Here is a 25,933-nt window from a genome sequence, read left to right on the forward strand (position 1 = left end):
ATATGAAAGCAATAATTCCCCCTTCGGGGGTTAGGGGGCTCAAAATAACAGTTATAGGTGGTGGTCCAGGCGGACTTTACTTTTCGATATTAACAAAAAAAGCAATGCCACATTGCCAAATCGATATTTACGAACGTAACAAACCCGATGATAGTTTTGGATTTGGTGTCGTATTTTCAGATGAAACTTTAGGTGAATTCCTAAAACGCGACATGCAATCCTATGAATTAATCCGAAGCAAATTTGCCTATTGGGATGATATCATCGTTGCTCGTGATGGTGAATCTGTGAATATTGCTGGAAATGGTTTTTGTGGTTGTTCTCGTAAAACATTGTTACAACTATTACAACAACGTTGCATCGAAGAAGGTGTAAATCTGCATTTCGAGCAAAATGTTGATGATTTATCGCAATTCGCGGATTCGGATATTATTTTAGCTTCAGACGGAATCGCAAGTGCGATTCGTACACAATACCAAAAAGAATTCGGAACCAAAATCGAATTAAAGAAAAACCGATTTGTTTGGTTGGGTTCTACGAAACCTTTAGATGCTTTTACTTATTTCTTCAAAAGCACACCTCACGGAACCATTGTAGCTCACTCGTATCAATACGAAGAAGGTATGAGTACGTGGATTTTCGAATGTTCAGACGAAACATGGCAAAAACACGGTTTTGAAGTTACAAATGAAGCCGATACGATGGCTAAAATCGCGAAAATCTTCAAAGAAGAATTAGACGGACATCCATTGATTTCCAACAAATCGCATTGGCGTCAATTTCCGCATGTTACGAATGAAAAATGGTATCATAACAATATCGTTTTATTAGGCGATGCCAAAGCTACAGCCCACTACTCTATTGGTTCAGGAACCAAATTAGCGATGGATTGTGCAATCGGTTTATCAGATGCCGTAATTGCGAATCCAAATAATGTGCAAGCTGCTTTCGAACAATACGACAAAACTCGAAGAAATACGGTAGAAATGATTCAATATGCCGCAGTCGTTTCTTTAGATTGGTTCGAAAATATGGACCGTCACATGCAACATCCATTCCAACAATTTGCTTTTGGATGCATGACACGTTCTAAAAAAGTAACGTATGAGAATTTACGTTTGAGAGATAGTTCGTTTACCGATAAAGTTTTAAAAGAATTTAACGAGAATCTTGTCAAATCGAGCGAAGTCGAGACTGTTTCGGCTGCCTTCACTCCTTTCAAAATTAGACAACTAGAACTCCCAAACCGCATCGTTATGGCACCAATGGGACAATATTCTGCTGTAGATGGATTGGTTTCTGATTGGCATTTAGTCCATTACGGAAGTCGAGCTACTGGTGGTGTAGGATTAATCATTACCGAAATGACCGCCATTTCTGAAACCGGAAGAATTACCGAAGGTTGTGCTGGAATTTACAATGCAGAACAAGTAAACCAATGGAAAAAAATTACCGATTTCATACATAACAATACAGAAACAAAAATCGGAATTCAATTAGGACATTCCGGAAGAAAAGGTGCTACTAAAAAACCTTGGGAAGGCAACGGACCAATGGAAACCCCTTGGGATTTAATCTCAGCTTCTCCTATTCCATTTAATGACAATTTTGCGACTCCAAAAGAAATGACTTTGGAAGATATGGCGGAAATCAAATCGCAATTCGTACAAGCAGCTAAAAATGCAGACGAAGCAGGCTTTGATATGATTGAATTACAAGCGCATCATGGCTTTTTATTAGCTTCATTCTTATCGCAATTAACCAATATTCGTACGGATGAATTTGGTGGTAGCATCGAAAACCGTTTGAAATATCCATTAGAAGTTTTTATAGCGATTCGGGAAGTATTCTCTGCTGATAAACCAATCTCAGTGCGTATTTCAGCAACAGATTGGGCAGAAAACGGAATTTCAGAACAAGAAGCAATAACTATTGCAACTGCATTCAAAAATGCCGGAGCGGATATCATTAATGTTTCAACAGGAAATACTGTCGCTGCTCAAAAACCATTAACGGGTAGAATGTGGCAAACGCCTTTTTCAGATGCTGTTCGAAATACCGTTCATATTCCAACGATAACCGCTGGATACATTCAAGATATTGACCAAATCAACACGATTCTTTTAAACGGAAGAGCCGATTTAGTCGCTTTAGGAAGACCTTTATTGTTAGACGCTAATTTTGTTAGAAATGCTCAAGCCTACGAACAATTTCAATCAACAGATATTCCAAATCCATACAAAATGGGTGTTTCGCATTTATATCCGCTAAAAGCTTCCGAAAGAAAACAAGTGGAAGGCATGAAAAAAGCATTAAAACCTAAGAGTAATAAGAAATAATTAATTACGAATTAGAAATTACGAATTATGAAAAGTGATAATGTTGTACAAATAAAAAGTTTCGCATTTGCGGTCCGAATAATTAAGGTTTTTAAATATTTATCTGAACAAAAAAAGGAATTTGTTTTAAGTAAACAACTATTAAGATGTGGAACTTCAATTGGAGCTAATATTGAAGAAGCTATTGGAGGACAATCAGGAAAAGATTTTTTCGCCAAATTAACCATATCCTATAAAGAAGCAAGAGAAACACATTATTGGATTAGATTATTAAAAGATACTGATTATTTATCTATTGAAGAAGCAGACAGCTTACTTAAAGATGTTGATGAGTTACTTAGAATAATTGGTTCCATTCAAAAAACGTTACGTAATTCGTAATTTAAAATTCGTAATTAATGAAGGATAATTTCGCTCACAATAGCTTACCATCTCTGGAATTACAACCAGAATACACCTTTTTGGATTTACCTCAATTCCAACAACCAGAAATGTTGAATTGCGTGGATAAATTGCTAGATAGTCATATTCGAGAAGGTCGTGGAAATAATAGTTGTATTCGCACCTTTGAGGAAACTTGGACGTATCAAGATTTGTTTGAAAAAGCAAATCAAATTGCACATGTTTTGGTGGATGATTTAGGATTACAATCTGGCAATCGTGTTTTGATTCGTTCGGCTAATAATCCGATGATGGTCGCGTGTTGGTTTGCAATTCTTAAAGCGGGCGGAATTGTTGTAGCCACCATGCCATTACTTCGTTCTAAAGAATTGACTACGATTATTGATTGTGCCGAAATCTCGCATGTATTATGTGATAAGGAATTGGAAGAAGAAATGCATTTGGTAAAATCAGATTTCCTGAAACAAACGTGTTTTTATGGCAATTCTCAATTGGAAGAATTAATGGCTTCTAAACCGAAAACTTTCGACAATTATCATTCAAAATCGGATTCAGTTGCTTTAATTGGTTTTACTTCTGGAACTACGGGTTTACCCAAAATGACCGCACATTATCACAGAGATATTTTGAATATTTGTGAAGCATTTCCACAATATTCGCTCCAACCCACACCAAATGATATTTTCACAGGAAGTCCACCATTAGGATTTACATTTGGTTTGGGCGGATTGGTGTTGTTTCCAATGTATTTTGGTGCTTCAACATTTTTAATCGAAAAACCAAGTCCAGATTTGTTATTAAAAGCGATTCAAGACTTTAAAATTACGATTTGCTTCACGGCTCCTACTGCTTGGCGTATCATCACTACAAAAGTTCAGGATTACGATATTTCAAGTTTGAGAAAATGTGTTTCTGCTGGCGAAACCTTGCCGTTAAAGGTTTGGCAAGATTGGTATGATACTACGGGTTTAAAAATCATAGACGGAATCGGTGCTACCGAAATGTTGCATATTTTCATTTCTTCCAATGAAGAAAACATGAAACCAGGCGCTACAGGTAAAGCCATTACAGGTTACGAAGCCAAAATCATAGACAAAATAGGTAACGAATTACCAAGAAACGAAGCCGGAAGACTAGCGGTTCGTGGAATTACAGGTTGCAAATACCTAAATCGAGAAGAAAAACAACGTGAATACGTAGAAAACGGTTGGAACATCACAGGCGATATTTTTCGTCAAGATGAAGAAGGTTATTTTCATTTTGTGGCTCGTGGCGATGATATGATTATTTCTTCGGGCTATAATATTGCGGCAATTGAAGTAGAATCCGTACTTTTAACCCACGAAGATATATTAGAATGTGCCGTAGTAGGTTTACCTGATGAAGAACGAGGAATGTTAGTTTGTGCTCACATTGTGTTACATGACAACACTAAAGCAACAGATGTAATGAAGAATCGTATTCAACACTGGTTCAAAGAAGTAGCTGCTCCGTATAAATATCCAAGAGTGATTAATTTCGTAGAAAGTTTACCAAAAACAGAGACAGGGAAAATACAACGATTTAAGTTGAAATAATATCAAGACATATATAATGAGTGAATTCAAAAAACAAGAAAAAGTGCGTTTCCAACATGTTGATTATGCTGGTATTGTCTTTTATCCCCGATTTTTAGAAATGCTAAATTGTTTAGTAGAAGATTGGTTTGAAGAAGCCTTAGATCGTCCTTTTTCAAAAATGCACGAAACCAATGGTATTCCAACGGTTGATTTAAAAATTCAATTCAAAAATGCCGCAAGATTAGGCGAAATCTTAACCAAAAAATTGTGGGTAAAAGAATTAAAGAACTCTTCTATTCTTTGCGGATTTCAGTTTGCAAATGAATCAGAAAACACCGTTTTAGAAGGCGAAGTTACCTTAGTAAACGTAGCTTTCAATCCAGATAGAAACGGCATCAAAGCCGAACCTTTCACAGAAGAAATGAAATCAAAAATTATGAATTACCAATTATGAATTACGATTTAACCTCGTTTCTATTCATAATTCGTAATTTTAAATTCGTAATTATATAACTATGGAATTCAAAAAATTCAAAGCTGCAACCGTTCAAACGTCACCTGTATTTCTAAATGTAGAAAAAACAGTGGATAAAGCTATTTCATTCATTAAAGAAGCGAGCAATAACGGAGCCAAATTAATCGCTTTTCCAGAGGTTTTTTTAGCTGGATATCCATATTGGAATTGGATTATGACACCCGTTCAAGGTAGTAAATGGTATGAAGAATTATATAAAAATTCGGTTGACGTTGCTGGTCCAGAAATAAAAAAACTTTGCTTAGCTGCCAAAGACAATGACATTCATATTGTGATGGGAATCAACGAGCGAGGTAAAAGCTATGGCGAAATTTACAATACCAATTTAATCATTGACAACAAAGGTGTTATCGTTGGAAAACATAGAAAGTTAGTTCCAACATGGGCCGAAAAACTAACTTGGTCTTCAGGTGATGGTTCTTCGTTAAAAGTGTACAATACAGAAATTGGTCCCATCGGAACTTTAGCTTGTGGCGAAAACACAAATACATTAGCCCGTTTTACGCTACTTTCTCAAGGCGAATTGATTCACATTGCGAATTACATTTCATTACCTGTAGCGCCACCTGATTACGATATGGCAGAAGCGATTAAAATTCGTGCCGCAGCGCATTCGTTTGAAGGAAAATTATTTACGATTGTTTCGTGTTCGACCGTTTCGCAAGAAATAAAAGATGCTTTACGTGCTGATGTTCCTAATGTAGATGAATTATTGGATAGAAAAAGTTCTGCTTTCTCTGGATTTATTGGTCCTAATGGCGCTGTTATTGGACAACCATTAATCGACGAAGAAGGAATGGTCTATGCCGAAATTGATTTAGCAAAATGCATCCAACCCAAACAAATGCACGATATTTTAGGTCATTACAACCGATTTGATATTTTCGATTTACGAGTAAACACTGCTCCAACTCGAAAAATTACGTTTATTGATAATCATGAAGAATTTAATAAAAGATAAATAATTGGTGACTGAGGCTCTCAAAGTCACCAATTAAAACATAAAATTATGGAAGAAAACAATTATTCAGACGACCAATACGGAAGAGCGCGAGTTCAAGATTCCGATGAACTAAAAGCCTATTATAAAGAATTAGAAACGCTTGGTGCTGGCGCTTTATGGACGGTCGCTAATGATATTGAACCTTGGGAACCACGTTCTTCTTCGGTTCCTATGTTATGGAAATATGATGATTTACGCGAATTAGTTCTAAAATCATCCGAATTAGTAACGCCAGAACAAGCGGGAAGACGTGTTGTATATTTAGTAAACGACAAACGCAAAGATGTTTCGGCTGCTGTGGGTTGGTTGTATACTGGAATTCAAGTAACACGTCCTGGCGAATTCACTTCGGCACACCGTCATCGTGCTTCAGCCCTACGTTTTATTATGGAAGGTGAAAAAGGTTATACGGTTGTTGATGGTAATAAAATCATGCTAGAAGTCAATGATTTTGTCATTACTCCTAATTCCACTTGGCATGAGCATGGTGTAGAAGAAGGCGGAAAAACGTGTATTTGGCAAGATGGTTTGGATATTCCGTTAGTGAATGCTTTAGAAGCGAATGATTATGCAATTTATGATGGTAAGCAAGAATTGGTAAAACCATTAAACTTCTCGCCTATTACTTATGGTTGTGCGGGATTAATTCCAGCCGATAAAACTTGGGATAAACCATATTCGCCATTATTCAAATATTCTTGGAAGAATGTTTATCCAGCGTTATTAGAAGCACAAAAAGTGAATGAAGTCCATCCTTTTGATGGGATTTTTATGCAATATTCGAATCCGTTAACTGGCGGACACGTAATGCAAACTATGGGAGCAGCTATGCAATTATTACCAGCAGGTTTCAAAGGAAAAGCACACAAACACACAGGTTCATTTGTGTACCAATGCGCCAAAGGAAGAGGTTACACCATCATCAACGGAAAACGTTTAGATTGGAAAGAAAGAGATATTTTCTGCGTTCCGAGTTGGGCGTGGCACGAACATCACAACTTATCCGAAACAGAAGATGCTTGCTTATTCAATTTCAATGATTTACCAGTAATTGAAGGTTTAGGATTATATCAAGGAAGAGAATTAACAGAAAACAACGGACATCAACAAATTCAATAACAATATCAAGTTCAAAAAGCAATCACAACAAAAAACTTTGCGAACTTTGCGTTTAATTAAAGAATATGAAACTACTTACTTACAAAACTCAAGACACCGAGCCACGTTTAGGCTTTATTCATAACAACCAAGTCATCGATATGCAGGATTTTGGAGATGTTTCCAATTTCCCGTTACCTAATGATATGTTGGAATTAATCGATATGGGATTTGAAATTATTCCAGAAATCACAGAAATGATTGCGGAAACACCTGAGAATTTCTTTGAAGAAATCGCTTATGAAATGGATGAAGTAACGATTTTGGCTCCTATCGAAAAACCAAGAAAAAACATCATTGGAATTGGGTTGAATTATACTGAACACGTTGCAGAAAGCGCTCGTACGTTAGATACAACTGGAAAACTTCCAACCAAACCAATTATCTTCTCAAAACCACCAACAACGGTTACAGCTACCAATACCGAAATTATCAAAAATACCAAACTTACATCTCAATTGGATTGGGAATGTGAATTAGCGGTAATTATATCAAAAAAAGGGAAATACGTACCAAAATCTGAAGCATTAGATTATGTGTTTGGATATACGGTAATTAACGATATTTCAGCACGTGATTGTCGAAGAGAAGGGCAATGGATTGTTTCCAAAGGTCAAGATACATTCGCTCCAATGGGACCTGTAATCGTAACAAAAGACGAAATTGAAAACCCACACAACTTGAATTTATCATTAAAAGTTAATGGAGTTGAAAAACAAAATTCGAATACCAAATTCATGCTGTTTAACATCAACGATTTGATAGAAGATTTAAGCACCGTTTTCACTTTAGAAGCAGGCGACATCATCGCAACAGGAACTCCAGCAGGTGTTGGTGCCGGTCGCGACCCACAAGAATGGATGTACAATGGAGATGTGGTGGAAGCTACTGTGGAAGGAATTGGTACAATAGTGAATACAATTAAAGAAATATAATAAAAGTATGCAGTCGCAGTTTTCAGTTTTCAGACTGCTAACTGTGACTGAGACTGTAAACTAATAAACATGAAATACAGAATAGGCCAAATAGTTCCATCCTCAAACGTAACGATGGAAACCGAAATACCAGCAATCTTCCGTTCGCGTGAAACGATTTTACCGGAACGTTTTACGTTTCACAGCAGTAGAATGCGCATGAAAAAAGTAACCAAAGAAGAATTGGAAGCTATGGATGCCATGAGTTTGAAATGTGCGCAAGAATTATCCGATGCTCACGTTGACGTAATGGGTTACGCTTGTTTAGTAGCCATTATGAGTATGGGACGCGGTTATCATTGCGTTTCGGAAGTGAATTTACACCAAGAAACAGTGGCGAATGACTTCCCTACTCCTATTGTAACTTCGGCTGGTGCTTTGATTAATGGATTGAAAGTTTTGGGTGCGAAACAAATTTCTATTATTACGCCTTACATGCGTCCTTTAACAGACAAAGTGGTAGATTATATCGAACATCAAGGGATTAAAGTAAAACAAAGCATTGCTTTAGAAATTCCTGATAACTTAGAAGTAGCGGCTCAAAATCCGATGAATTTATTGGAAATCTACAAACAATTAGATTTAACCGATGTGGATGTTTTAGTAGCTTCCGCTTGTGTACAAATGCCTTCTTTAGAAGCTATCGATTTGATTCAAGCAGAATGCGGTATTCCTGTTACTTCAGCAGCTGTTTGTACTACTTATGAAATGATGAAGAAATTAGGAATCGAAGCCAAATCAGCGATTGGTGGTGAATTGTTGAGTGGGAAGTATTAAAAAACATAATAAGAAAAACCCTGAAATTTAGTATTTCAGGGTTTTACACATAATTTGAAAATCAATTATTTTCTACTCATTAAAATTCTTAAAATATACCAGAACAATAACATAATAGAAGCGAACAATTGCAATGAAGCTCCTACGTATTGATCCGTACTGAATTGGTCTTTAATTTGGCTTGTTTGGTATAAAATACTAGCAGAAGCTAATACCACCATCCCAACAGAAAACCATAATCCTAAATTAAATCCGAAAATAGCTCCTACAACGATAACTCCTAAAGCTACAAAACCACCGATAGTGATTGCTGTTCTTAAGAATGAGAAATCCGTTTTTGTCATAAAAACTACTGCAGTTAAGCCTGAAAACATGAACAATGTGATAATCGCAGATTGCATAATCATTTCACCACCAGAGTATAACACGGCAAAGGCAATCATTGGTAAGAAGATAATAGCTTCTAATAACACATATAAACCTAAACCTAAATATTGTTTATCTCTATCAGGATGGAAAACCAAACGGTCTGACAAAGTAGAACCTAACCAAAATAATCCTAAAATAAACAACCAAACGAATTTACCGCCCATCATCATTAAAATCCATTCCATTGGAACAATTCGTAATAAAATAGATTCTACTAGCATAAAAGCTAAAATAGCATACGCAACATGACTATACGTCTTTTTAAAAAAGGTAGCTCTATCTGCATCAGTTGCATAAGAAACTACCACATTGTTTTCTGAGTTCATAAAAATTTGTTTAAAGTTTATCGAATGTACTATTTTTATTGAAATAAAAAAATTTTAAATCTAGTATATCAATCAAAAAACAATAAAACACTTAAAATTCAAACTAATAAAATTTAAAAATGTTGCACAATATAAAAGTAAATAGGCATCCCAATTGTTATGTTTACAGGGAATGTAATTGCTAAAGCCATAGGTAAAAACAACCCGGGATTAGCTTTCGGAACCGTTATTTTCATTGCTGCCGGAACTGCTATGTAAGAAGCACTCGCCGCCAATATCGCAAAAATAAATCGATTTGAAATATCATCAGTGACAAAACCACTCAAGCAAGCAAAAATTACTCCATTTACCAACGGAATTACTAAAGCAAAAGCAAAGGGAAACCAGCCATGTGAAAAAAACGATTTTAATTTTCTACCACTCGTAATTCCCATATCTAACAAGAAAATTGCTAAAAATCCTTTGAATAAATCATTTGTAAAAGGTTGAATTCCTTGTGCTTGTTTGGCATTGGCTAAAAATCCAATTATCAAACTACCTAAAATCAATAGCACACTACCATTTGTTAGCGAGTGTCTTAAAATTTCTAATTTATTTATTTTTTGGGTTTGTTCTTTATTAAATAGCGAAATTAATACCAATCCTATAATTATAGCTGGAGATTCCATAAGTGCCATAATAGCTACCATATAACCATGAAGCTCTAATTGATGTGATTCTAAATAAGAAACAGCAGTTACAAAAGTAACCGCACTAATAGATCCATAAGCAGCAGCAATAGCTCCCGCATCATATACATTCAATTTACGTTTTAAGATAAAGAAAGTATAAAGTGGAATTATTACAGCGATTGAAATTCCAAACAGCATGGACCAAATAACTTCACTATTTATAGTTTCATGCGATAATTCTTGCCCTCCTTTAAAACCGATGGCAAAAAGCAAATACAACGATATAAATTTTGAAGAATTATTTGGGATTTCTAAGTCGCTTTTTAAGTAAACCGCTATAATTCCTAAGATAAAATAAAGTAAAGCGGGATTAGTTAAGTTTTCTAATAGTAAATTTAAATCCATTTTTTAATTTTTAATGTGATGTTATTTTTTGAAGCTCTTTCTAATCGATCATTCATTGAAACTCCCAAACTATATTCGGGTAAACGTTCTGCTATAATGACATCTAAATTCATTTTATCTAACTGATGCATGGCATTATATAATTGGGAAGCCGCTACTTGTAAATCGCTTTCTTCAGATAAAACAATTTGATAATTAGAATCATAGTGCGAAACATAAGAGTCAAATAAAAGCAGTCCTACCTTTTTATCAGAGTACCACTCTAATTCTTGTTGCACATTTCTTGTCAAAATAAAATCAGTTTTAGGAGCATAATGTTTTAATAGCATGCCCGGAACAATAGGTTTTTTTTCTTTTTTATTTACCAAAGAAACAGTTCCTGCAGTTTTTTCAATTTCTTCAAGGGTTAAAGCTCCTAATCGATAAACTATAACTTTATTATCTTCAAAACCCACAATTGTAGATTCAATACCTGCAGCACATTCTCCTCCATCTAAAACCATATTGATTTGATTTCCAAAGTATTTTTCAACATGCTCAGCGCTTGTTGGACTAATACTAGTAAAAGGATTGGCACTTGGTGCTACCAAAGGAAAATTTATATAATTCAAAAGCTCTAAAGCTACGGCATGATTAGGAACTCGCACTGCCACTGTATCTTGATTTGCTGTTACTAAATCTGGAATATGAGGTTTCTTTTTTAAAATTAAAGTCAAGGGTCCAGGCCAAAAAGCATTGGCTAATTCATAAGCCATTGGTGGAATTTCTTGTGCAACCTGTTCTATATCTTCAATTCCTTTAATATGAACGATTAAGGGATTAAAAGTAGGACGCTTTTTTACGTCAAATATTTTATGAATGGCTTCGGTTTCAAAAGCATTTCCTGCCAATCCGTAAACGGTTTCGGTTGGAAAACCTATGATTCCATTTTCATTAAGATGCTGAACTGCTAAATTAATATCTGTACTTATCATTATTTCTTTTATGGGTTACAAAAATCGCAATACATTGGGTCTTCAGTTTTCTTCCCATTCGGATACAAAACTTTAGATTCGAAATTACAATGTTGACATTGGTAAATATGAGCCGATGTAGAGCGTGTTGGCATTGAACAGCTACTACATAACAAACCGGCTTCGGCACCAACCACACCAAAGCCGGGATAATTACATTCAGGGCAAACCGAGTGCAATTTGTTAATTAACTTTAAACAAACCTCTTTTATAATTTGCATCCGCGTAGGGTTTTGCATGGCTCGCATATCGGTTTCAATATAACAACCACCACCAGAAGCAATAATCGTGTCGAATATTTTTTCGGCTAAATCATAATTTGACACCCCTTTATATATTTTACTCCAATTTTCACTAGCATCTTTTAAAATAACACCATGTGAAGGGAATTGAACTTTATCTAAGAAAACCTTTAACTCTGCTTTGGTACTAACTTCACTACAATCAAAATTGGTATCCAAACTCAAAACTCGTTCTACAATTTCTAACTTATTTTTTTGATCAATTAACATGATAAATTCATCGTTTGCTGGAGCAAAAAAAACAGTGGGATGATTTCCAAACGAACCTTCGGTAGCTACCGCTAAATCAAATCCTTCTGCTTGCATTCCTTCCCAACATTTTTTTCTGAGCGTTGTTAAAGCGTCATCTTTTCGTGAGATTTCTCCCGAAAATGTACCTAAACTATCGGTATCAAAATCTTTTACTACAAAACAAGTTACACCAAGAACTGCTTCTAATAAAGGAGCTATAACTTCTTCTTTCTGATGTTTCGTTACAATAAGCAATCGACGGCCAGAAAAAAGATTGGGTTTAGTCTTCATATTCGATTTCAATGAACGATTTTATTTTTAGTTTTTTATTACGTCCTTTAGCTTCATCCAATATTGCTAAAATATGGCCTACACTTTCACGTAATTGTTCTATTCGATGTAATGCTTTTTCATCATCTTCGCCAAAACGAATTTGAGAACTAAAATTTTGCACTTTATTAAAATTTATATTTTTGTTACACATATCTAGTAAGATTTCGCGTGCTTCAATCGAATCAAACTTACCGTTAATTAGATTAATTTTTTTCAGGGTTTCCATAAATAATGTTTGTTAGATTATTAATTAAACGAATTATGGTTAACAGTACCAAAACGGCTAATCCCGCAAAGAGTTCTTGGTGGATAATGTTAGGTGTTGCTATCATTTTATAAATAAGTACCGATTCAATTATCACGCACAAAATCAAAACGAGTTGTATAGTTATTTTTTTCATAGTTAAGTTTAACCTTATGAGTTAATTACAAGTGCAAATTTTAAAATTATTATTTATATATTTTTATTTATATTTGCTATACATTATATAAAATATTTTTATGAATTATACTTTAAACCAGTTACGTATATTCTTGAAAGTAGTACAAAATCAGAGTGTTACTAAGGCATCAGAAGAGTTACATTTGACCCAACCTGCGGTATCTATTCAATTAAAAAATTTTCAAGATCAATTTGAAATTCCGCTCACTGAAGTAGTGGGAAGAAAAATATATGTAACTGATTTTGGGAAAGAAATTGCCGAAGCAGCGGAACAAATCTTACAACAAGTCAGCACTATTGATTATAAAACATTAGCCTACAAAGGACAGCTTTTTGGAAAAATCAAAATTTCAGTCGTTTCTACTGGAAAATATGTGATGCCGTACTTTTTGGCTGATTTTTTAAAAATGCATCCCGGAGTAGAATTAGAAATGGATGTGACCAATAAAAATAAAGTAGTAAAAAGTTTGCAAAATAATGAAGTAGATTTTGCTTTGGTTTCCATTCTACCTGAAAAAATGAAAGTAGAAAAAATTGATTTAATGCAAAACAAATTGTTCTTAGTGGGCAATATGGAAGAAGATTTTACTAAGAAAAAGAAAATTGAAGCTATTTTAGAAAACCGTCCCTTATTATTCAGAGAAAATGGTTCTGGAACACGCCAAACTATGGAGCGTTTCATTGTACAACAAGATTTAAAGATTAGCAAACGTATGGAATTAACTTCAAATGAAGCCATAAAACAAGCTATTTTAGCTGGCTTAGGATATTCAATTATGCCTTTAATTGGAATTCGTAAAGAAATACAAAACAACGACTTACAAATTATTCCTTTAAAAGGATTGCCCATTAAAACCGATTGGAGTTTGATTTGGGTAAAAGGCAAAAATCATAACCCAGCTGCCCTAGCCTATTTGGATTATTTAAAAAAGGAAAAAGAAGCGATTATTCATTCCAAATTTAGTTGGTATGAGACGATGTAAAACAAAAAAGACACCCGAAAGTGCCTTTTAAATAATTTATTATAAATGAATTAATAAGCCAAAAGCTCTTTTAATTCTATTTCAAATCTACCTTTTGGTAAATATTGATCTTCTAATGTCTTCATAAATGGAATTGCGGTTTCTAAACTTCCCACTCTTCTTACTGGAGCGTCTAAGTACTCGAAACAGTTTTCCATAATCATAGCTGAAATATCACTAGCTACACCACCAAACAAAGTATCTTCTTGTAAAATGATTACTTTATTTGTTTTCTTAACTGAAGTATAAATCGCATCCCAATCCATTGGTTGTAACGTTCTTAAATCCAATAAATCCGCTTTAATTTCTGGATTTTTAGCTAACGTTTCTAAAGCCCAATGAACTCCTGCTCCAAAAGAAATAATCGTCACATCAGTTCCTTCTTTAATTAATGAAGCTTTTCCGAAAGGTAATGTGTAGTAATCTTTTGGCACATCTTGATAAACCGAACGATACAATAATTTATGTTCAAAGAACAATACCGGATTTGGATCGTTAATTGCCGTATTCAATAATCCTTTTGCATCGTAAGGAAACGCTGGATAAACTACTTTTAATCCTGGCGTTTTGGTAAACCAAGCTTCATTGGTTTGTGAATGGAAAGGTCCTGCTTGAGTACCACCTCCGCAAGGCATACGCACCACTACATCACTTTTTTCTTGCCATCTGTAATGTTGCTTTGCTAATAAGTTAACGATTGGATTAAATCCGGTGGAAACGAAATCGGCAAATTGCATTTCCATTACCGCTTTAAATCCGTTTATTGATAATCCGTTAGCCGCTGAAACGACAGCACTTTCACAGATTGGTGTATTTCTAACTCTTTCTTTTCCAAATTGCGCTACAAATCCATCGGTAATTTTGAAAGCTCCACCGTATTCAGCAATATCTTGTCCCATAATTACTAAATTCTCATGGCGTTCCATAGACTGGCGTAAACCATTCGAAATGGCATCAATCACACGAATGTTTTCCATTTCTGAAGATGGATTATAAGACTCAAATTCGTAAGGTGCATAAACATCACCCAATTCTTCTTCTAAAGAGGCAACAATAGCTGGCTCTTCTTGAACTTTTGCCCAATCGGTATCAATTTCTTTCTTAATTTCAGCACGAATCGCTTCATCTTCTTCCTCTGATAAAACGGCTGTAGCTTTTAAGTAATTTCTATAATTTTCAACAGGGTCTTTCACTGCCCACATGTCCATTAATTCTTGAGGAACGTATTTTGTACCACTCGCCTCTTCATGTCCACGCATTCTGAATGTTTTGAACTCCAATAAAACAGGGCGCGGATTTTCAACCATCGAAGCTTTTAATTCTGAAATCAAATGATACACTTCTAATAAATTGTTACCATCAACAACATGGCTTTCCATTCCGTAACCAACCCCTTTATCTGCTAAATTCTCACAACGGTATTGCTCGTTTGTAGGAGTTGATAATCCGTAACCATTATTTTCAATTACGAATAAAACCGGTAATTCCCAAACAGCAGCGATATTCAATGCTTCGTGAAAATCACCTTCTGAAGTTGCGCCTTCACCAGTAAATACTGCGGTTACTTTTCCGTTCTTTCTTAGTTTATTGGCTAAAGCGATTCCGTCTGCAATCCCTAATTGTGGACCTAAATGCGAAATCATTCCAATAATTTTATATTCTTGTGTTCCAAAGTGGAAACTTCTATCACGTCCTTTAGTGAATCCGTTTTTCTTACCTTGCCATTGCGAAAACAAACGGTGCAACGGAATTTCTCTTGTAGTAAAAACACCTAAATTACGGTGCATTGGTAAAATATATTCATCTTTATCCAAAACCGAAGTTATCCCTACAGAAATAGCTTCTTGCCCAATTCCTGAGAACCATTTCGAAACTTTTCCTTGACGGATTAGAATCAACATTTTCTCTTCAATCAAACGCGGTTTTAAGATTTTCTTGTATAAATCAAGTAGTTGCGAATTCGATAAATCTTTTCTTTCAAAGTTCATGATACTGAAACAATTAAATTTTGCTCAAAAGTAATAAAAATAACATTTTGAAAGCGAATTGTTATAAAAAAAGACAAGACGAATTTCAAAGGCAAGAACAAGAGCAAGTTCAAGTTTAAATTTCAATACTAAGAACAATAAGTATCAATTTTAAGTTTTTTAAAACCACTTCAAGTTATACTTCCACTTTTCACTTTTCACTTTTCACTTTTCACTTTTTACTTTTTACTTTCCCCCATTGTTAACAACTTTCCACTTTCACAATTAAAATAAATAATTACCTTTGTATTTACTTGGGTTAAAGCCCATTTGATTTATTAACAATTAATTTTAAGTATGCAACAAATTCCTAGTGTTGACTTACGTGATTTCCTGTCGGATGATCCGGCACGTAAACAAAAATTTGTAAATGAAATCGGAAAAGCCTACGAAGAAATCGGCTTCGTAGCATTAAAAGGTCATTTTTTAGATGACAAATTAGTTGAAGGATTGTATTCAGAAGTAAGAAACTTCTTTTCACTTCCTTTAGAAACCAAAGCTAAATACGAAATCCCAGGCATTGGCGGACAACGCGGTTATGTTTCTTTCGGTAAAGAACATGCAAAAGGTCGTTCTGCTGGAGATTTGAAAGAGTTTTGGCATTTTGGACAATACGTTAGCGAAGGTTCAAAGTACGCTGGCGAATATCCAGATAACGTGGAAGTAACCGAATTACCTAAATTCAATGAAGTAGGTAAAGAAGCTTACCAAATGTTAGAAAAAACAGGTGTTTATGTGTTAAGAGCTTTAGCACTTTACATCGGATTAGACGAATTCTACTTTGATAAATACATCAAAGACGGAAACAGTATTTTACGTCCAATCCACTACCCACCTATTACCGACGAACCTAAAGACGGAGCCGTTCGTGCTGCAGCACATGGAGACATCAACTTGATTACCTTATTAATGGGAGCTCAAGGAAAAGGGTTACAAGTACAAAATCACAACGGCGAATGGATTGATGCCATGGCACAACCAGACGAATTAATGATTAACGTGGGAGATATGTTATCAAGACACACCAATAACAAGTTGAAATCAACGATTCACCAAGTGGTAAATCCACCAAGAGAATTATGGGGTTCTTCTCGTTATTCAATTCCTTTCTTCATGCACCCAGTAAGCGATATGAGTTTAAATTGCTTATCAGAATGTATCGATGAAAACAATCCAAAATTATATGAAGACATCACCGCCGGTGAATTCTTACATGAACGTTTGGTAGAATTAGGATTGATTAAGAAATAAATAATTTTATAATAGATAGAAAAGGCATTAAGTTTTCTTGATGTCTTTTTTGTTTTTAAATACAATTACAGGTTTACCTTTGGAACACAGATTGAAGAAATCTTAATAATTTTAAAAATTTCTTAAATCGCTGTTCCTAATTTTACAACAATTAAATATTTATACGCCATACAAAGTAATTATGAAAAATTTTCCACATCAAGAACTAACTAAATCGATAATCGGGATTTATTACAACGTATATAATGAATTAGGTTTTGGTTTTTTAGAAAAAGTATATCACAAAGCATTACTAATCGAACTCAAAAATAATGGTTATAAAATTGATTCTGAGAAAAAAGTGAATGTATATTATAAAAATGAAATTGTTGGAGAATATATCCCAGACATAATTATAAATGATTCTGTAATTGTTGAATTAAAATGCGTTGAATACTTAACTGATATTCATGAAAATCAATTATTAAATTATTTAAAAGCAACCGATTGTGAAGTTGGCTTAATTTTAAATTTTGGGAAAGACCCGCAATTCATTAGAAAAATTTTCACAAACGATTTAAAAAAGAAAAAAAGATAATTAAATTTGAATACTGATTATAAAGATTTTATTGATTTTTTAATATTTCTCAAATCTGTGTTCAAAAAATAAAATAATTAATTAAAATTACATCAATTAGATTATTTAGATTTTAAAATTTATCAAATCTGTGTTCCAAAAAAAATAAAATGATTAATTAAAATTACAACATTCAGATTATAGAGATTTTTAAAATTTTTCTAATCTGTGTTCCAAAAAATTAAAAATGGATTTAAGCGAACAATTAAAAAAACTATTTCCAGATCATCAGCCTTTAGAAGAAGAAAAAGAAGAAATTCTTCCTCATGAATTACATATTCAAAAGGAACCAATGATTTGCAAATATGAGAAACGCAAAGGAAAACCTACCACGATTATTTCAGGATATGAAGGCGAAGACGAAGATTTTAAGATCTTAGCAAAAGAAATCAAAAGCAAATTAGCGGTTGGTGGTACTTTTAAAGATGGCGAAATCATCATTCAAGGTGATTATCGTGATAAAATCATGAAACTATTACAAGACAAAGGATTCAAAACAAAACGAGTTGGAGGGTAAAGCCTCCTAACCCCCAAAGGGGGAATAAAATGAAAAAAGAATAAAATTAATAACAATCTCATATTTTAGTAAAAATAAATACGAGAACTTAAAACCTATTGACCCCTAATAGGATTCCCCCTTCGGGGGTTAGGGGGCTAAAATGATAGCAGCATCAGAATTAATATTAAATCCAGACGGAAGTGTTTATCACATCAATTTAAAACCTGGACAAATCGCTAACGATATTATCTTCGTTGGAGATCAAAATCGTGTAGAGAAAATTACAAAACACTTTGATTCAATCGAATTTACGACTCAAAAACGCGAGTTCAAAACCCAAACAGGAACTTATAAAGGCAAAAGAATTACCGTTATGTCTTCTGGAATTGGTCCAGACAACATCGACATCGTAATGAATGAATTAGACGCCTTGGTAAACGTAGATTTAGCAACCAGAACCGTTAAAAAAGAATTGACTTCTTTAAATATTGTTCGTATTGGAACTTCAGGTTCCTTACAAGCCGATATCCCTTGCGATAGTTTTGTTATGAGTCAATATGGCTTAGGATTGGACAACATGCTTCGCTCCTATTTAATTGACGAAATTTCGGAAACCGAAATGGAAGAAGCGTTCATCAAGCAAACGAATTGGGACATGAGAAAAGGTCGTCCTTACGTAATTGCAGGAAGTAAAACTTTAGAACAACGCTTAGAAAGTGATAAAATTTTCAAAGGATTCACAGGAACTGCAGGCGGATTTTACGGTCCTCAAGGTCGTGTAGTACGTTTAGGAATTCAAGATCCTGAGTTAAATGCTAAAATGGATAGTTTCAATTTCAACGGAACTCGAATGACGAATTTAGAAATGGAAACAGGTGCTATTTACGGTTTAGGAAAACTACTAGGTCACAACTGTTTATCCTTAAATGCCATCATCGCTAACCGTGCAACTGGTACTTTCAGTGAAGACCCATACAAAGCTGTAGATGAATTAATTGAATACACTTTAAATAAGTTAGCAGAGTAAAAAAACAATTAAAAAATTATTGAACTTTTTAAAATTTCTACAATCTGTGTTCCAAAAACAAAATGAATTTAATTCTAGAAACACCCCGATTAATCCTCAGAGAAATGCGTCACGAAGATGCAAATGCTCTATTTGAAATGGATTGCAATCCTAATGTGCACAAATATCTGTGGCAAAAACCCGTTGTACATATTGACGAAGTTCATGCTTATATTGATATGGTTAGAAAGCAATACATCAATAACGGAATTGGGCGTTTTGTAGCTATTACTAAAAACACGAATGAATTAATTGGTTGGACAGGAATTAAATTTGTAAACGACCACGTAGAAAATGGAAACACTAATTTCTATGATTACGGCTATCGTTTAAATGAAAAATTTTGGAACAAAGGTTTCGCTACTGAAGCTTCAAACGCTTGGCTAGACTATGGCTTTAACCAAATTAACATTCAAGAAATGAATGCTTATACTCATGCCGAAAACGGAGCTTCTAACCATGTGTTGCAAAAAGTAGGTTTCCATTTTATGGAAGATTATCCTGATGAAAATGGCGTAACTTGGAAATGGTGGCAAATTAGTAAGCAGTCACAGTAAACAGTTTTCAGTTTATGAATTTTGATGAACTAATAGAGAAAGTAAAAAACATTCCTTACGGAAGAAATGCTAATAGGTACAATTTTTCATTAGTACTCTCTGAAAACAAAGGAACTTGTAGTTCAAAACACGCTTTCTTAAAGGATTTTGCTGATAAAAATGAAATTGAAAATGTAAAACTATACATTGGAATTTTCAAAATGAATGAAGTAAACACACCAAAATTAGGCGATTTACTTTCAAGAAATAATATCGAGTACATTCCAGAAGCGCATTGTTATTTGAAAATAAATCAAATTCCTGTTGATGCAACAACATTAGATTCTTTTTATGATAAAATAAAACACGATATTTTAATAGAAATCGAAATTATACCCAATCAAGTAAGTGATTTTAAAGTGGAATATCACAAGTCTTTTTTAAAAAAATGGATAACAGAAACCAATCAAAATAATACCTTTGAAGAAATTTGGGAAATTAGAGAGCAATGTATCTCAAAATTATCTGAATAATCTTAATACTTAATACGCTTGTCTTAATACTTTTAGAATGAAAACAATCAAAATTGCGGGTGTGCCTGAACATTTTAATCTTCCATGGCATTTGTGTATAGAAAATGGCGAATTTGAAGCCGTGGGAATCGATTTACAATGGACTGATGTTCCTGAAGGTACAGGAAAAATGTGTCAAATGTTGCGCGATGGCGAAACTGATATTGCTGTAATTCTTACCGAAGGCATTATCAAAGATATCGCCGCTGGAAATCCGAGTAAGATTGTACAAGTTTATGTGCAAAGTCCATTAATTTGGGGAATTCACGTGGCTGCTAATTCAAATTATAAAACACTTTCCGATTTAGAAAATAAAAAAGTAGCGATTTCTCGAATGGGTTCAGGCTCGCATTTGATGAGTATAGTGAATGCTCAAAATCAAAATTGGAACACCGAAAACTTACAATTTGAAATCGTAAACACCATTGATGGCGCGGTTGATAGCTTAACTTCAGGAAAAGCAGATTACTTCATGTGGGAGCGTTTTATGACGCAACCATTAGTAGATAAAGGAATTTTTAGAAGAATTGGAGAATGCCCTACTCCTTGGCCTTGTTTCGTAATTGCAGTTAGGAATGAAGTTTTAGAACAACACCCAAAAGTAATCGAACAAATTATAGACATCATCAATACCACAACCGAAGAATTCAAAATGATTCCGAGTATTGACAGAACCATAGCTTCTAAATATAATCAAAATGTAGAAGCGATTCAAGAATGGTTAAAATTAACGCGTTGGTCGCAAAAACAAATTACAGCTTCAACATTAGATAAAATAATGGAACAACTTTTGAAGCTTCAAATTATCGATAAAAAACTACCAAAAGAGTCGATACTTAAATAATTCCGTATTTTTATCGTTTTAAACGAAATGACAATTAAAATCCCAACTATCGCCGAACTCAAAGAAAAGCTTTCTTTACCGAAGCCGTGGGATAATGTTGTCATTTTTTTGTTGAATATCTTAATTGCTATTCCTCTTTTTTTAATTGCACATCAAAATTTAATCGATTTAGAATGGTCACTGCATTTGGATAGAATCATCATATTCATCCTTATTCTTGTAGCCATTCAACTTGTTCTTCGATTGGTGAAAACCATCATTATTCTGATTGTTTTTCTATACTTAATTGCTTTGTTATACGGCACTTTATTCGGAAATTATGGTTTTAATCGGGTTTTTGAAGATTATCGTTATATGGTGTATTCCATGAGCGAAACACCAAATCCGCAAGACATTATTGTAGCCAAATTGCTGCCCTTTCCAAACAAATCGAAAATTATTAATGCAGTTGATTTTTCTAATCCGAAAGTTCGAAATTTTGCTTTATTCGCTACCACACAACATTTCAGAGAAATCAAACAAACTGGCGAAACCCGAAGAATGATTCAATGTTTTGCTGTTTTTAAAGAAATTAGAAACCGTTGGAATTACGTGAACGATCCAAAAGGAAGAGAATATATTGCTTACGCTTCAGAAAGTTTACAACATTTTTCGGGTGATTGTGATGACCACGCTATTTTGATGGCTGCCTGTATTAAAGCTATTGGTGGAACACCTAGAATTATTCATACTGGAGGCCATTTATACCCTGAAATGTTGATTGGTAATAAAAACGATTTAGAAACCGCCATTTATTTAATTAAAGAGGTACTTTTTAAACAAGAAAGTTATAACCAGCAAATTCATTATCACATTGATGAACGAGGACATATTTGGCTCAACTTAGATTACACAGCTACCTATCCGGGTGGAAAATTTATGAGTGAAGAAATATTAGGAGCACTAACTTTCAATTGATAAATTGAATATATTTACAAAAACAATATCCCTATTTTATGAAAAAAAATAAGCTATATATTAGTGATATTCCTTTCGATTAACGCTTTTTCACAAAGTAATTCAACCGCTTATGATTCACTTCCATCTCCAATTTTGTCTAAAAAAAGTGAGTTAAAAATAGATGTTTTCCATTTTGTTACCTACGGAAGATTAGGTATTTCATACGAACGTTTTTTAAACAAAGATTTTTCAGGGGGTATTACTTGTATTTTTTTAAATAAAAAAAGTACAAGAGATAATTTTCTTACTGACGATACAAGAACTTTAATTGATTATCAAATAATTCCATATGTTCGATATGCTTTATCTAAAAGCGCAACAAATTTATATTATTTAGAAGGTTTTGTGAATGTTAATGGTGGTAATTATAAAGAGTTAACGCATTTAAACAATGGAAGTGCCGACTATGTTGTAATAACAAAACATCGATATACCGATCTGGCTTTAGGAGGTTCGATAGGTTATAAATTATACCTAAAAGAATGTTTTGTAATAGACTTGACTGTGGGTATTGGTAAAAACATATTACAAGAAAACAGTCCATCAACAGTAGCGAGAATGGGAATTAATTTAGGTTATAGATTTTAAGTAAAATATCATGAAAAAATACATATTTATTCTTACGTTTATTATTCCGGTATTTGTATTTACAAGTTGTACAGAAAGTGATGATGAATTTTTTGCTTCTACTACTTTAACAGCAAATGATTTAATTGAAGTTAGCCTTACAGGAGATGAAGTAACTGTTTCGAGTAATATTCCTCGAATATTGCCTCAAACAACAAATCCTTTCGACATTTTTTTAACGAGCAACTCAAGAAAAATGTTTTTCAACTATACCATACAAAAGAAGAACAGTAATAATGTATGGGAATACATAACTCCATCAAATATTGTTTTACTAAATGGTGAAAATCAAACAGGAAGTTATATTTCAGGAATTGCCGTATTAGATGCCATAGATACTACTATATGAATATGAAAGTAAAATTACCTTAACAACAGGACAATACCGTATTTCATTTGAGCCTGAAATTGTAACCCTTAATGCTCAAAATGCCGTAATGGTAACTGTTAAGACTAGTGTTACAGGAATACCTAATAACATGTTAGAATTTACAATTAATTGATTTATATAACAGACAACTTTAAGGATTTTTCTACTGATATATAAAACATTTTTCAATTAAGTAAATATTATAGTGCTAAAACCATTAACTGAGCTGTGGCTTCGTTAGTGGCTAATGGCACATTGTGTACATCGCAAATTCGAATTAACATATTAATATCGGCTTCATGTGCATGACTAGAGTTGGGGTCTTTGAAAAACAAAACCATTTTAGTTTTTCCTTCAGCAACGCGAGCTGCAATTTGGGCATCACCTCCTAAAGGACCAGACAACATCTTTTTTACTTTAAAACCTGCCGCTTCTGCTTTACCTCCAGTGGTTCCGGTAGCAATTATTTTTATTCTTTCATTCGATAAGATGGTTTTATTCTTATTTAAAAACTGCACCATATCCGCTTTTTTTCCATCGTGAGCTATAATGGCTATTTCCATAATTTAATTTAATTTAATTCATTCCTCACAAATGTAATAATAAAAAAATCCCAAATCAAAAATGATATGATTTGGGATTTAATCAACTTTAAATTAATTTTTTATTTGTTTAAAACATGATATGCTATTAGACCATCAATCGGTCTTCTTAGAACATTTCCTATTTTAATAGATTTTTTTTCAAGTACTGATATTAGTTCCTCTTTCAAATAAAAAGCAATAGAACCAATAAAATGTACCGGAACTTCTTTACAATTATCGAATTGTTCAATATAATTTTCAACAAAAGATTCCATTTCTTTGTGAATTAGTTTTTGACAAAATTCGGTATCTTTATGACGAATTAAAAACTTAGCAAAAGTTGCTAAATAAGCATTTGGATTAGGTTCTTTGTATAAATTATGTTTGATATAATCGGCATCTACATTATATTCTTCTTCAAATTCTTGCGCTAATTCTTTAGGCATTTTATTGAAATAATAAGCTCGAATCAAATGACGTCCAAAACGATTACCTGAACAATCATCCATAGCAATATACCCTAGAGATTGTACTTTTTGATGCAACACTTTTCCATCAAAATAAGAACAATTTGAACCCGTTCCTAAGATACAAACAATGGCTTTTTCGTCTTTAGGAGTTGTAGCATAAACCGCCGCATAGGTGTCTTCATGAACAACTACAACTGCATGCTTAAAATAATCTTGAAAAACTAAAGTTAGAAAGTCTTTCATACGATCTGTTCCACATCCTGCACCGTAAAAGAACAAGTGAGTAGCTTTATCTTTATTATGCGAAATATCAAACTTATCTTCTAATCGGTTGATAATTTCGTCTTTGTCTAATACTTCAGGGTTTAATCCTAAAGATTGAGTAGTGAATACTACTTTACCATTATCATCAATAGCAATCCAATCGGCTTTTGTAGAACCACTGTCAACTAATAATTTCATTTGTTGGGTGTTAGTTTAGTTTGGGAGGAAAAAATCCCGCATAAAATGTGGCGGGATTTTTTTTAATATATTATTTTAAACCAGCAACATGTACCGATAAATCAATTAATTTACTTGAGTAACCGTATTCGTTATCATACCAAGAAACTAATTTGAAGAAAGTAGAATTCAATCCGATTCCAGCTTTAGCATCAACAATTGAAGTTCTAGAATCAGAAACAAAATCTTGTGAAACTACATCATCTTCCGTAAATCCTAAAATACCTTTCATTGAAGTTTCAGAAGCATTTTTAAGTACTTTCATGATTTCTTCATAAGTAGTCTCTTTCTCTAATTTAACGGTTAAGTCAACTACAGAAACATCTACTGTAGGAACACGGAATGACATTCCTGTAAGTTTTCCATTTAATGAAGGAATAACTTTTCCTACAGCTTTAGCAGCTCCTGTAGAAGAAGGAATAATGTTTACAGAAGCAGCACGACCACCTCTCCAATCTTTTTTAGAAGGTCCATCGGCAACCATTTGCGTTGCAGTTGAAGCGTGAACGGTTGTCATTAATCCTTCTACAATTCCGAAATTATCATTGATTACTTTAGCTAAAGGAGCTAAACAGTTTGTAGTACATGAAGCATTTGAAACAATAGTATCAGTAGCTTTAACCTCATTATGATTAACACCCATTACAAACATTGGAGCATCAGCTGAAGGAGCAGAAATTACTACTTTTTTAGCACCACCATCAATGTGTGCTTGAGCAGTTTCTAGAGTAGTAAAAATACCCGTACATTCTGCTACGACATCTACATCTACACTTGCATCATCCCATTTGATTAATTTTGGATCTCTTTCAGCAGTAACACGGATAAACTTATCATTTACATATAATTGTCCGTCTTTTACTTCAACTTTTCCATTAAAACGACCATGAACTGAATCGTATTTTAATAAATAAGCCAAATGATCTACGTCTAATAAATCGTTTATAGCTACTACTTCTACGTTATCTCTGTTGAATGTTTCTCTGAATACAATTCTTCCGATTCTACCGAATCCGTTAATTCCTAATTTTACTTTTGACATTTTTATTT

28 protein-coding genes are annotated in these 25,933 nt (G+C 33.7%); 19 read left to right on the forward strand and 9 right to left on the reverse strand.

Going from position 1 to position 25,933, the window contains the following annotated elements:
- The first annotated feature begins 2 nt into the window (after nucleotides 1–2).
- From Q0075_RS03110 to Q0075_RS03145, 8 genes are all read left to right on the forward strand, one after another.
- Nucleotides 3–2,339 carry a bifunctional salicylyl-CoA 5-hydroxylase/oxidoreductase gene (locus tag Q0075_RS03110; RefSeq protein WP_297868235.1) on the forward strand — a complete coding sequence of 779 codons (2,337 nt, stop codon included), beginning with the start codon at nucleotides 3–5 and terminating at the stop codon, nucleotides 2,337–2,339.
- A gap of 27 nt (nucleotides 2,340–2,366) precedes the next feature.
- Nucleotides 2,367–2,720: a four helix bundle protein gene (locus Q0075_RS03115; RefSeq protein ID WP_297868236.1), complete on the forward strand. Its 354-nt coding sequence runs from the start codon at nucleotides 2,367–2,369 to the stop codon at nucleotides 2,718–2,720.
- A 17-nt stretch (nucleotides 2,721–2,737) separates the two neighbouring features.
- Nucleotides 2,738–4,318: an AMP-binding protein gene (locus tag Q0075_RS03120; RefSeq protein ID WP_297868237.1), complete on the forward strand. Its 1,581-nt coding sequence runs from the start codon at nucleotides 2,738–2,740 to the stop codon at nucleotides 4,316–4,318.
- A 16-nt stretch (nucleotides 4,319–4,334) separates the two neighbouring features.
- Entirely contained in the window at nucleotides 4,335–4,754 is a 420-nt protein-coding gene (locus Q0075_RS03125) for a thioesterase family protein (RefSeq protein ID WP_297868238.1), read from the forward strand.
- A 61-nt stretch (nucleotides 4,755–4,815) separates the two neighbouring features.
- A complete protein-coding gene (locus tag Q0075_RS03130) occupies nucleotides 4,816–5,796 on the forward strand; it encodes a carbon-nitrogen hydrolase family protein (RefSeq protein ID WP_297868239.1) in 981 nt (326 codons plus the stop codon).
- A 48-nt stretch (nucleotides 5,797–5,844) separates the two neighbouring features.
- On the forward strand, nucleotides 5,845–6,957 hold the full coding sequence (locus Q0075_RS03135) for a cupin domain-containing protein (protein ID WP_297868240.1): 1,113 nt from the start codon (nucleotides 5,845–5,847) through the stop codon (nucleotides 6,955–6,957).
- Nucleotides 6,958–7,022: 65 nt separating this feature from the next.
- On the forward strand, nucleotides 7,023–7,931 hold the full coding sequence (locus tag Q0075_RS03140; RefSeq protein ID WP_297868241.1) for a fumarylacetoacetate hydrolase family protein: 909 nt from the start codon (nucleotides 7,023–7,025) through the stop codon (nucleotides 7,929–7,931).
- Between the two features lie 69 nt (nucleotides 7,932–8,000).
- Nucleotides 8,001–8,747 carry an Asp/Glu racemase gene (locus Q0075_RS03145; RefSeq protein ID WP_297868242.1) on the forward strand — a complete coding sequence of 249 codons (747 nt, stop codon included), beginning with the start codon at nucleotides 8,001–8,003 and terminating at the stop codon, nucleotides 8,745–8,747.
- 65 nt (nucleotides 8,748–8,812) lie between these two features.
- Here the strand turns inward: Q0075_RS03145 and Q0075_RS03150 are convergent, their stop codons facing one another.
- From Q0075_RS03150 to Q0075_RS03170, 5 genes are all read right to left on the reverse strand, one after another.
- Nucleotides 8,813–9,502, reverse strand: a complete 690-nt coding sequence (locus Q0075_RS03150) for a Bax inhibitor-1 family protein (RefSeq protein WP_297868243.1) — start codon at nucleotides 9,500–9,502, stop codon at nucleotides 8,813–8,815.
- A 113-nt stretch (nucleotides 9,503–9,615) separates the two neighbouring features.
- A complete protein-coding gene (locus Q0075_RS03155; RefSeq protein ID WP_297868244.1) occupies nucleotides 9,616–10,578 on the reverse strand; it encodes a sodium-dependent bicarbonate transport family permease in 963 nt (320 codons plus the stop codon).
- Complete coding sequence (locus Q0075_RS03160) at nucleotides 10,569–11,552, reverse strand: L-threonylcarbamoyladenylate synthase (RefSeq protein WP_297868245.1); 984 nt, start codon at nucleotides 11,550–11,552, stop codon at nucleotides 10,569–10,571. The genes Q0075_RS03155 and Q0075_RS03160 overlap by 10 nt, the downstream gene beginning before the upstream one ends.
- Before the next feature lie 8 nt (nucleotides 11,553–11,560).
- Nucleotides 11,561–12,415 carry a DUF6671 family protein gene (locus tag Q0075_RS03165; protein ID WP_297868246.1) on the reverse strand — a complete coding sequence of 285 codons (855 nt, stop codon included), beginning with the start codon at nucleotides 12,413–12,415 and terminating at the stop codon, nucleotides 11,561–11,563.
- On the reverse strand, nucleotides 12,405–12,683 hold the full coding sequence (locus Q0075_RS03170; protein ID WP_291106174.1) for a hypothetical protein: 279 nt from the start codon (nucleotides 12,681–12,683) through the stop codon (nucleotides 12,405–12,407). Before Q0075_RS03170 ends, Q0075_RS03165 begins: the two co-directional genes overlap by 11 nt.
- Before the next feature lie 275 nt (nucleotides 12,684–12,958).
- On the opposite strand from Q0075_RS03170, the gene Q0075_RS03175 reads away from it, so the two are divergent.
- Entirely contained in the window at nucleotides 12,959–13,882 is a 924-nt protein-coding gene (locus Q0075_RS03175; protein WP_297868247.1) for a LysR family transcriptional regulator, read from the forward strand.
- 50 nt (nucleotides 13,883–13,932) lie between these two features.
- Here Q0075_RS03175 and Q0075_RS03180 read toward each other — a convergent pair whose 3' ends face one another.
- Entirely contained in the window at nucleotides 13,933–15,909 is a 1,977-nt protein-coding gene (locus tag Q0075_RS03180; protein WP_297868248.1) for a dehydrogenase E1 component subunit alpha/beta, read from the reverse strand.
- Between the two features lie 336 nt (nucleotides 15,910–16,245).
- Here Q0075_RS03180 and Q0075_RS03185 point away from each other — a divergent pair, with 336 nt between their 5' ends.
- The 10 genes from Q0075_RS03185 (at nucleotide 16,246) to Q0075_RS03230 (ending at nucleotide 23,307) form a co-directional block, all read left to right on the forward strand.
- Complete coding sequence (locus tag Q0075_RS03185) at nucleotides 16,246–17,199, forward strand: 2-oxoglutarate and iron-dependent oxygenase domain-containing protein (RefSeq protein WP_297868249.1); 954 nt, start codon at nucleotides 16,246–16,248, stop codon at nucleotides 17,197–17,199.
- Nucleotides 17,200–17,380: 181 nt separating this feature from the next.
- Nucleotides 17,381–17,776 carry a GxxExxY protein gene (locus tag Q0075_RS03190; protein ID WP_262318639.1) on the forward strand — a complete coding sequence of 132 codons (396 nt, stop codon included), beginning with the start codon at nucleotides 17,381–17,383 and terminating at the stop codon, nucleotides 17,774–17,776.
- 226 nt (nucleotides 17,777–18,002) lie between these two features.
- The gene (locus Q0075_RS03195; protein WP_297868250.1) at nucleotides 18,003–18,332 is read left to right on the forward strand and encodes a translation initiation factor; all 330 of its coding nucleotides are present in this window, start codon (nucleotides 18,003–18,005) and stop codon (nucleotides 18,330–18,332) included.
- A 142-nt stretch (nucleotides 18,333–18,474) separates the two neighbouring features.
- Complete coding sequence (locus Q0075_RS03200; RefSeq protein ID WP_291108250.1) at nucleotides 18,475–19,341, forward strand: nucleoside phosphorylase; 867 nt, start codon at nucleotides 18,475–18,477, stop codon at nucleotides 19,339–19,341.
- A 62-nt stretch (nucleotides 19,342–19,403) separates the two neighbouring features.
- Nucleotides 19,404–19,937: a GNAT family N-acetyltransferase gene (locus Q0075_RS03205; RefSeq protein ID WP_297868251.1), complete on the forward strand. Its 534-nt coding sequence runs from the start codon at nucleotides 19,404–19,406 to the stop codon at nucleotides 19,935–19,937.
- 14 nt (nucleotides 19,938–19,951) lie between these two features.
- Complete coding sequence (locus Q0075_RS03210; RefSeq protein ID WP_297868252.1) at nucleotides 19,952–20,449, forward strand: hypothetical protein; 498 nt, start codon at nucleotides 19,952–19,954, stop codon at nucleotides 20,447–20,449.
- A gap of 37 nt (nucleotides 20,450–20,486) precedes the next feature.
- Nucleotides 20,487–21,332, forward strand: coding sequence for a substrate-binding domain-containing protein (locus Q0075_RS03215; RefSeq protein ID WP_297868253.1), 846 nt, complete (start codon nucleotides 20,487–20,489; stop codon nucleotides 21,330–21,332).
- A gap of 27 nt (nucleotides 21,333–21,359) precedes the next feature.
- Nucleotides 21,360–22,289 (forward strand): transglutaminase domain-containing protein, encoded by a 930-nt coding sequence (locus Q0075_RS03220; RefSeq protein ID WP_297868254.1) that lies wholly within the window; start codon nucleotides 21,360–21,362, stop codon nucleotides 22,287–22,289.
- 63 nt (nucleotides 22,290–22,352) lie between these two features.
- On the forward strand, nucleotides 22,353–22,919 hold the full coding sequence (locus tag Q0075_RS03225) for a hypothetical protein (RefSeq protein WP_297868255.1): 567 nt from the start codon (nucleotides 22,353–22,355) through the stop codon (nucleotides 22,917–22,919).
- A gap of 10 nt (nucleotides 22,920–22,929) precedes the next feature.
- The gene (locus Q0075_RS03230) at nucleotides 22,930–23,307 is read left to right on the forward strand and encodes a hypothetical protein (RefSeq protein WP_297868256.1); all 378 of its coding nucleotides are present in this window, start codon (nucleotides 22,930–22,932) and stop codon (nucleotides 23,305–23,307) included.
- A gap of 221 nt (nucleotides 23,308–23,528) precedes the next feature.
- Here the strand turns inward: Q0075_RS03230 and Q0075_RS03235 are convergent, their stop codons facing one another.
- The 3 genes from Q0075_RS03235 to gap form a co-directional block, all read right to left on the reverse strand.
- Nucleotides 23,529–23,891 (reverse strand): methylglyoxal synthase, encoded by a 363-nt coding sequence (locus Q0075_RS03235; protein WP_297868257.1) that lies wholly within the window; start codon nucleotides 23,889–23,891, stop codon nucleotides 23,529–23,531.
- Between the two features lie 101 nt (nucleotides 23,892–23,992).
- Nucleotides 23,993–24,844, reverse strand: a complete 852-nt coding sequence (locus Q0075_RS03240; RefSeq protein WP_297868258.1) for a BadF/BadG/BcrA/BcrD ATPase family protein — start codon at nucleotides 24,842–24,844, stop codon at nucleotides 23,993–23,995.
- 70 nt (nucleotides 24,845–24,914) lie between these two features.
- On the reverse strand, nucleotides 24,915–25,925 hold the full coding sequence (gene gap, locus Q0075_RS03245) for a type I glyceraldehyde-3-phosphate dehydrogenase (RefSeq protein WP_297868259.1): 1,011 nt from the start codon (nucleotides 25,923–25,925) through the stop codon (nucleotides 24,915–24,917).
- Between the last annotated feature and the right edge of the window lie 8 nt (nucleotides 25,926–25,933).

It is taken from the genome of uncultured Flavobacterium sp., assembly GCF_937967675.1.
Classification (GTDB): domain Bacteria; phylum Bacteroidota; class Bacteroidia; order Flavobacteriales; family Flavobacteriaceae; genus Flavobacterium.

Bases quoted from the DNA above. Each gene is read 5' to 3' on its own strand.
- Q0075_RS03220 (WP_297868254.1), top strand. From the start codon at position 21,360: ATGACAATTAAAATCCCAACTATCGCCGAACTCAAAGAAAAGCTTTCT.
- Q0075_RS03205 (WP_297868251.1), top strand. From the start codon at position 19,404: ATGAATTTAATTCTAGAAACACCCCGATTAATCCTCAGAGAAATGCGT.
- Q0075_RS03115 (WP_297868236.1), top strand. From the start codon at position 2,367: ATGAAAAGTGATAATGTTGTACAAATAAAAAGTTTCGCATTTGCGGTC.
- Q0075_RS03165 (WP_297868246.1), bottom strand. From the start codon at position 12,415: ATGAAGACTAAACCCAATCTTTTTTCTGGCCGTCGATTGCTTATTGTA.
- gap (WP_297868259.1), bottom strand. From the start codon at position 25,925: ATGTCAAAAGTAAAATTAGGAATTAACGGATTCGGTAGAATCGGAAGA.
- Q0075_RS03180 (WP_297868248.1), bottom strand. From the start codon at position 15,909: ATGAACTTTGAAAGAAAAGATTTATCGAATTCGCAACTACTTGATTTA.
- Q0075_RS03110 (WP_297868235.1), top strand. From the start codon at position 3: ATGAAAGCAATAATTCCCCCTTCGGGGGTTAGGGGGCTCAAAATAACA.
- Q0075_RS03130 (WP_297868239.1), top strand. From the start codon at position 4,816: ATGGAATTCAAAAAATTCAAAGCTGCAACCGTTCAAACGTCACCTGTA.
- Q0075_RS03145 (WP_297868242.1), top strand. From the start codon at position 8,001: ATGAAATACAGAATAGGCCAAATAGTTCCATCCTCAAACGTAACGATG.
- Q0075_RS03170 (WP_291106174.1), bottom strand. From the start codon at position 12,683: ATGGAAACCCTGAAAAAAATTAATCTAATTAACGGTAAGTTTGATTCG.
- Q0075_RS03190 (WP_262318639.1), top strand. From the start codon at position 17,381: ATGAAAAATTTTCCACATCAAGAACTAACTAAATCGATAATCGGGATT.
- Q0075_RS03150 (WP_297868243.1), bottom strand. From the start codon at position 9,502: ATGAACTCAGAAAACAATGTGGTAGTTTCTTATGCAACTGATGCAGAT.
- Q0075_RS03235 (WP_297868257.1), bottom strand. From the start codon at position 23,891: ATGGAAATAGCCATTATAGCTCACGATGGAAAAAAAGCGGATATGGTG.
- Q0075_RS03230 (WP_297868256.1), top strand. From the start codon at position 22,930: ATGAAAAAATACATATTTATTCTTACGTTTATTATTCCGGTATTTGTA.
- Q0075_RS03140 (WP_297868241.1), top strand. From the start codon at position 7,023: ATGAAACTACTTACTTACAAAACTCAAGACACCGAGCCACGTTTAGGC.
- Q0075_RS03240 (WP_297868258.1), bottom strand. From the start codon at position 24,844: ATGAAATTATTAGTTGACAGTGGTTCTACAAAAGCCGATTGGATTGCT.
- Q0075_RS03210 (WP_297868252.1), top strand. From the start codon at position 19,952: ATGAATTTTGATGAACTAATAGAGAAAGTAAAAAACATTCCTTACGGA.
- Q0075_RS03200 (WP_291108250.1), top strand. From the start codon at position 18,475: ATGATAGCAGCATCAGAATTAATATTAAATCCAGACGGAAGTGTTTAT.
- Q0075_RS03135 (WP_297868240.1), top strand. From the start codon at position 5,845: ATGGAAGAAAACAATTATTCAGACGACCAATACGGAAGAGCGCGAGTT.
- Q0075_RS03155 (WP_297868244.1), bottom strand. From the start codon at position 10,578: ATGGATTTAAATTTACTATTAGAAAACTTAACTAATCCCGCTTTACTT.
- Q0075_RS03185 (WP_297868249.1), top strand. From the start codon at position 16,246: ATGCAACAAATTCCTAGTGTTGACTTACGTGATTTCCTGTCGGATGAT.
- Q0075_RS03195 (WP_297868250.1), top strand. From the start codon at position 18,003: ATGGATTTAAGCGAACAATTAAAAAAACTATTTCCAGATCATCAGCCT.
- Q0075_RS03120 (WP_297868237.1), top strand. From the start codon at position 2,738: ATGAAGGATAATTTCGCTCACAATAGCTTACCATCTCTGGAATTACAA.
- Q0075_RS03160 (WP_297868245.1), bottom strand. From the start codon at position 11,552: ATGATAAGTACAGATATTAATTTAGCAGTTCAGCATCTTAATGAAAAT.
- Q0075_RS03175 (WP_297868247.1), top strand. From the start codon at position 12,959: ATGAATTATACTTTAAACCAGTTACGTATATTCTTGAAAGTAGTACAA.
- Q0075_RS03125 (WP_297868238.1), top strand. From the start codon at position 4,335: ATGAGTGAATTCAAAAAACAAGAAAAAGTGCGTTTCCAACATGTTGAT.
- Q0075_RS03215 (WP_297868253.1), top strand. From the start codon at position 20,487: ATGAAAACAATCAAAATTGCGGGTGTGCCTGAACATTTTAATCTTCCA.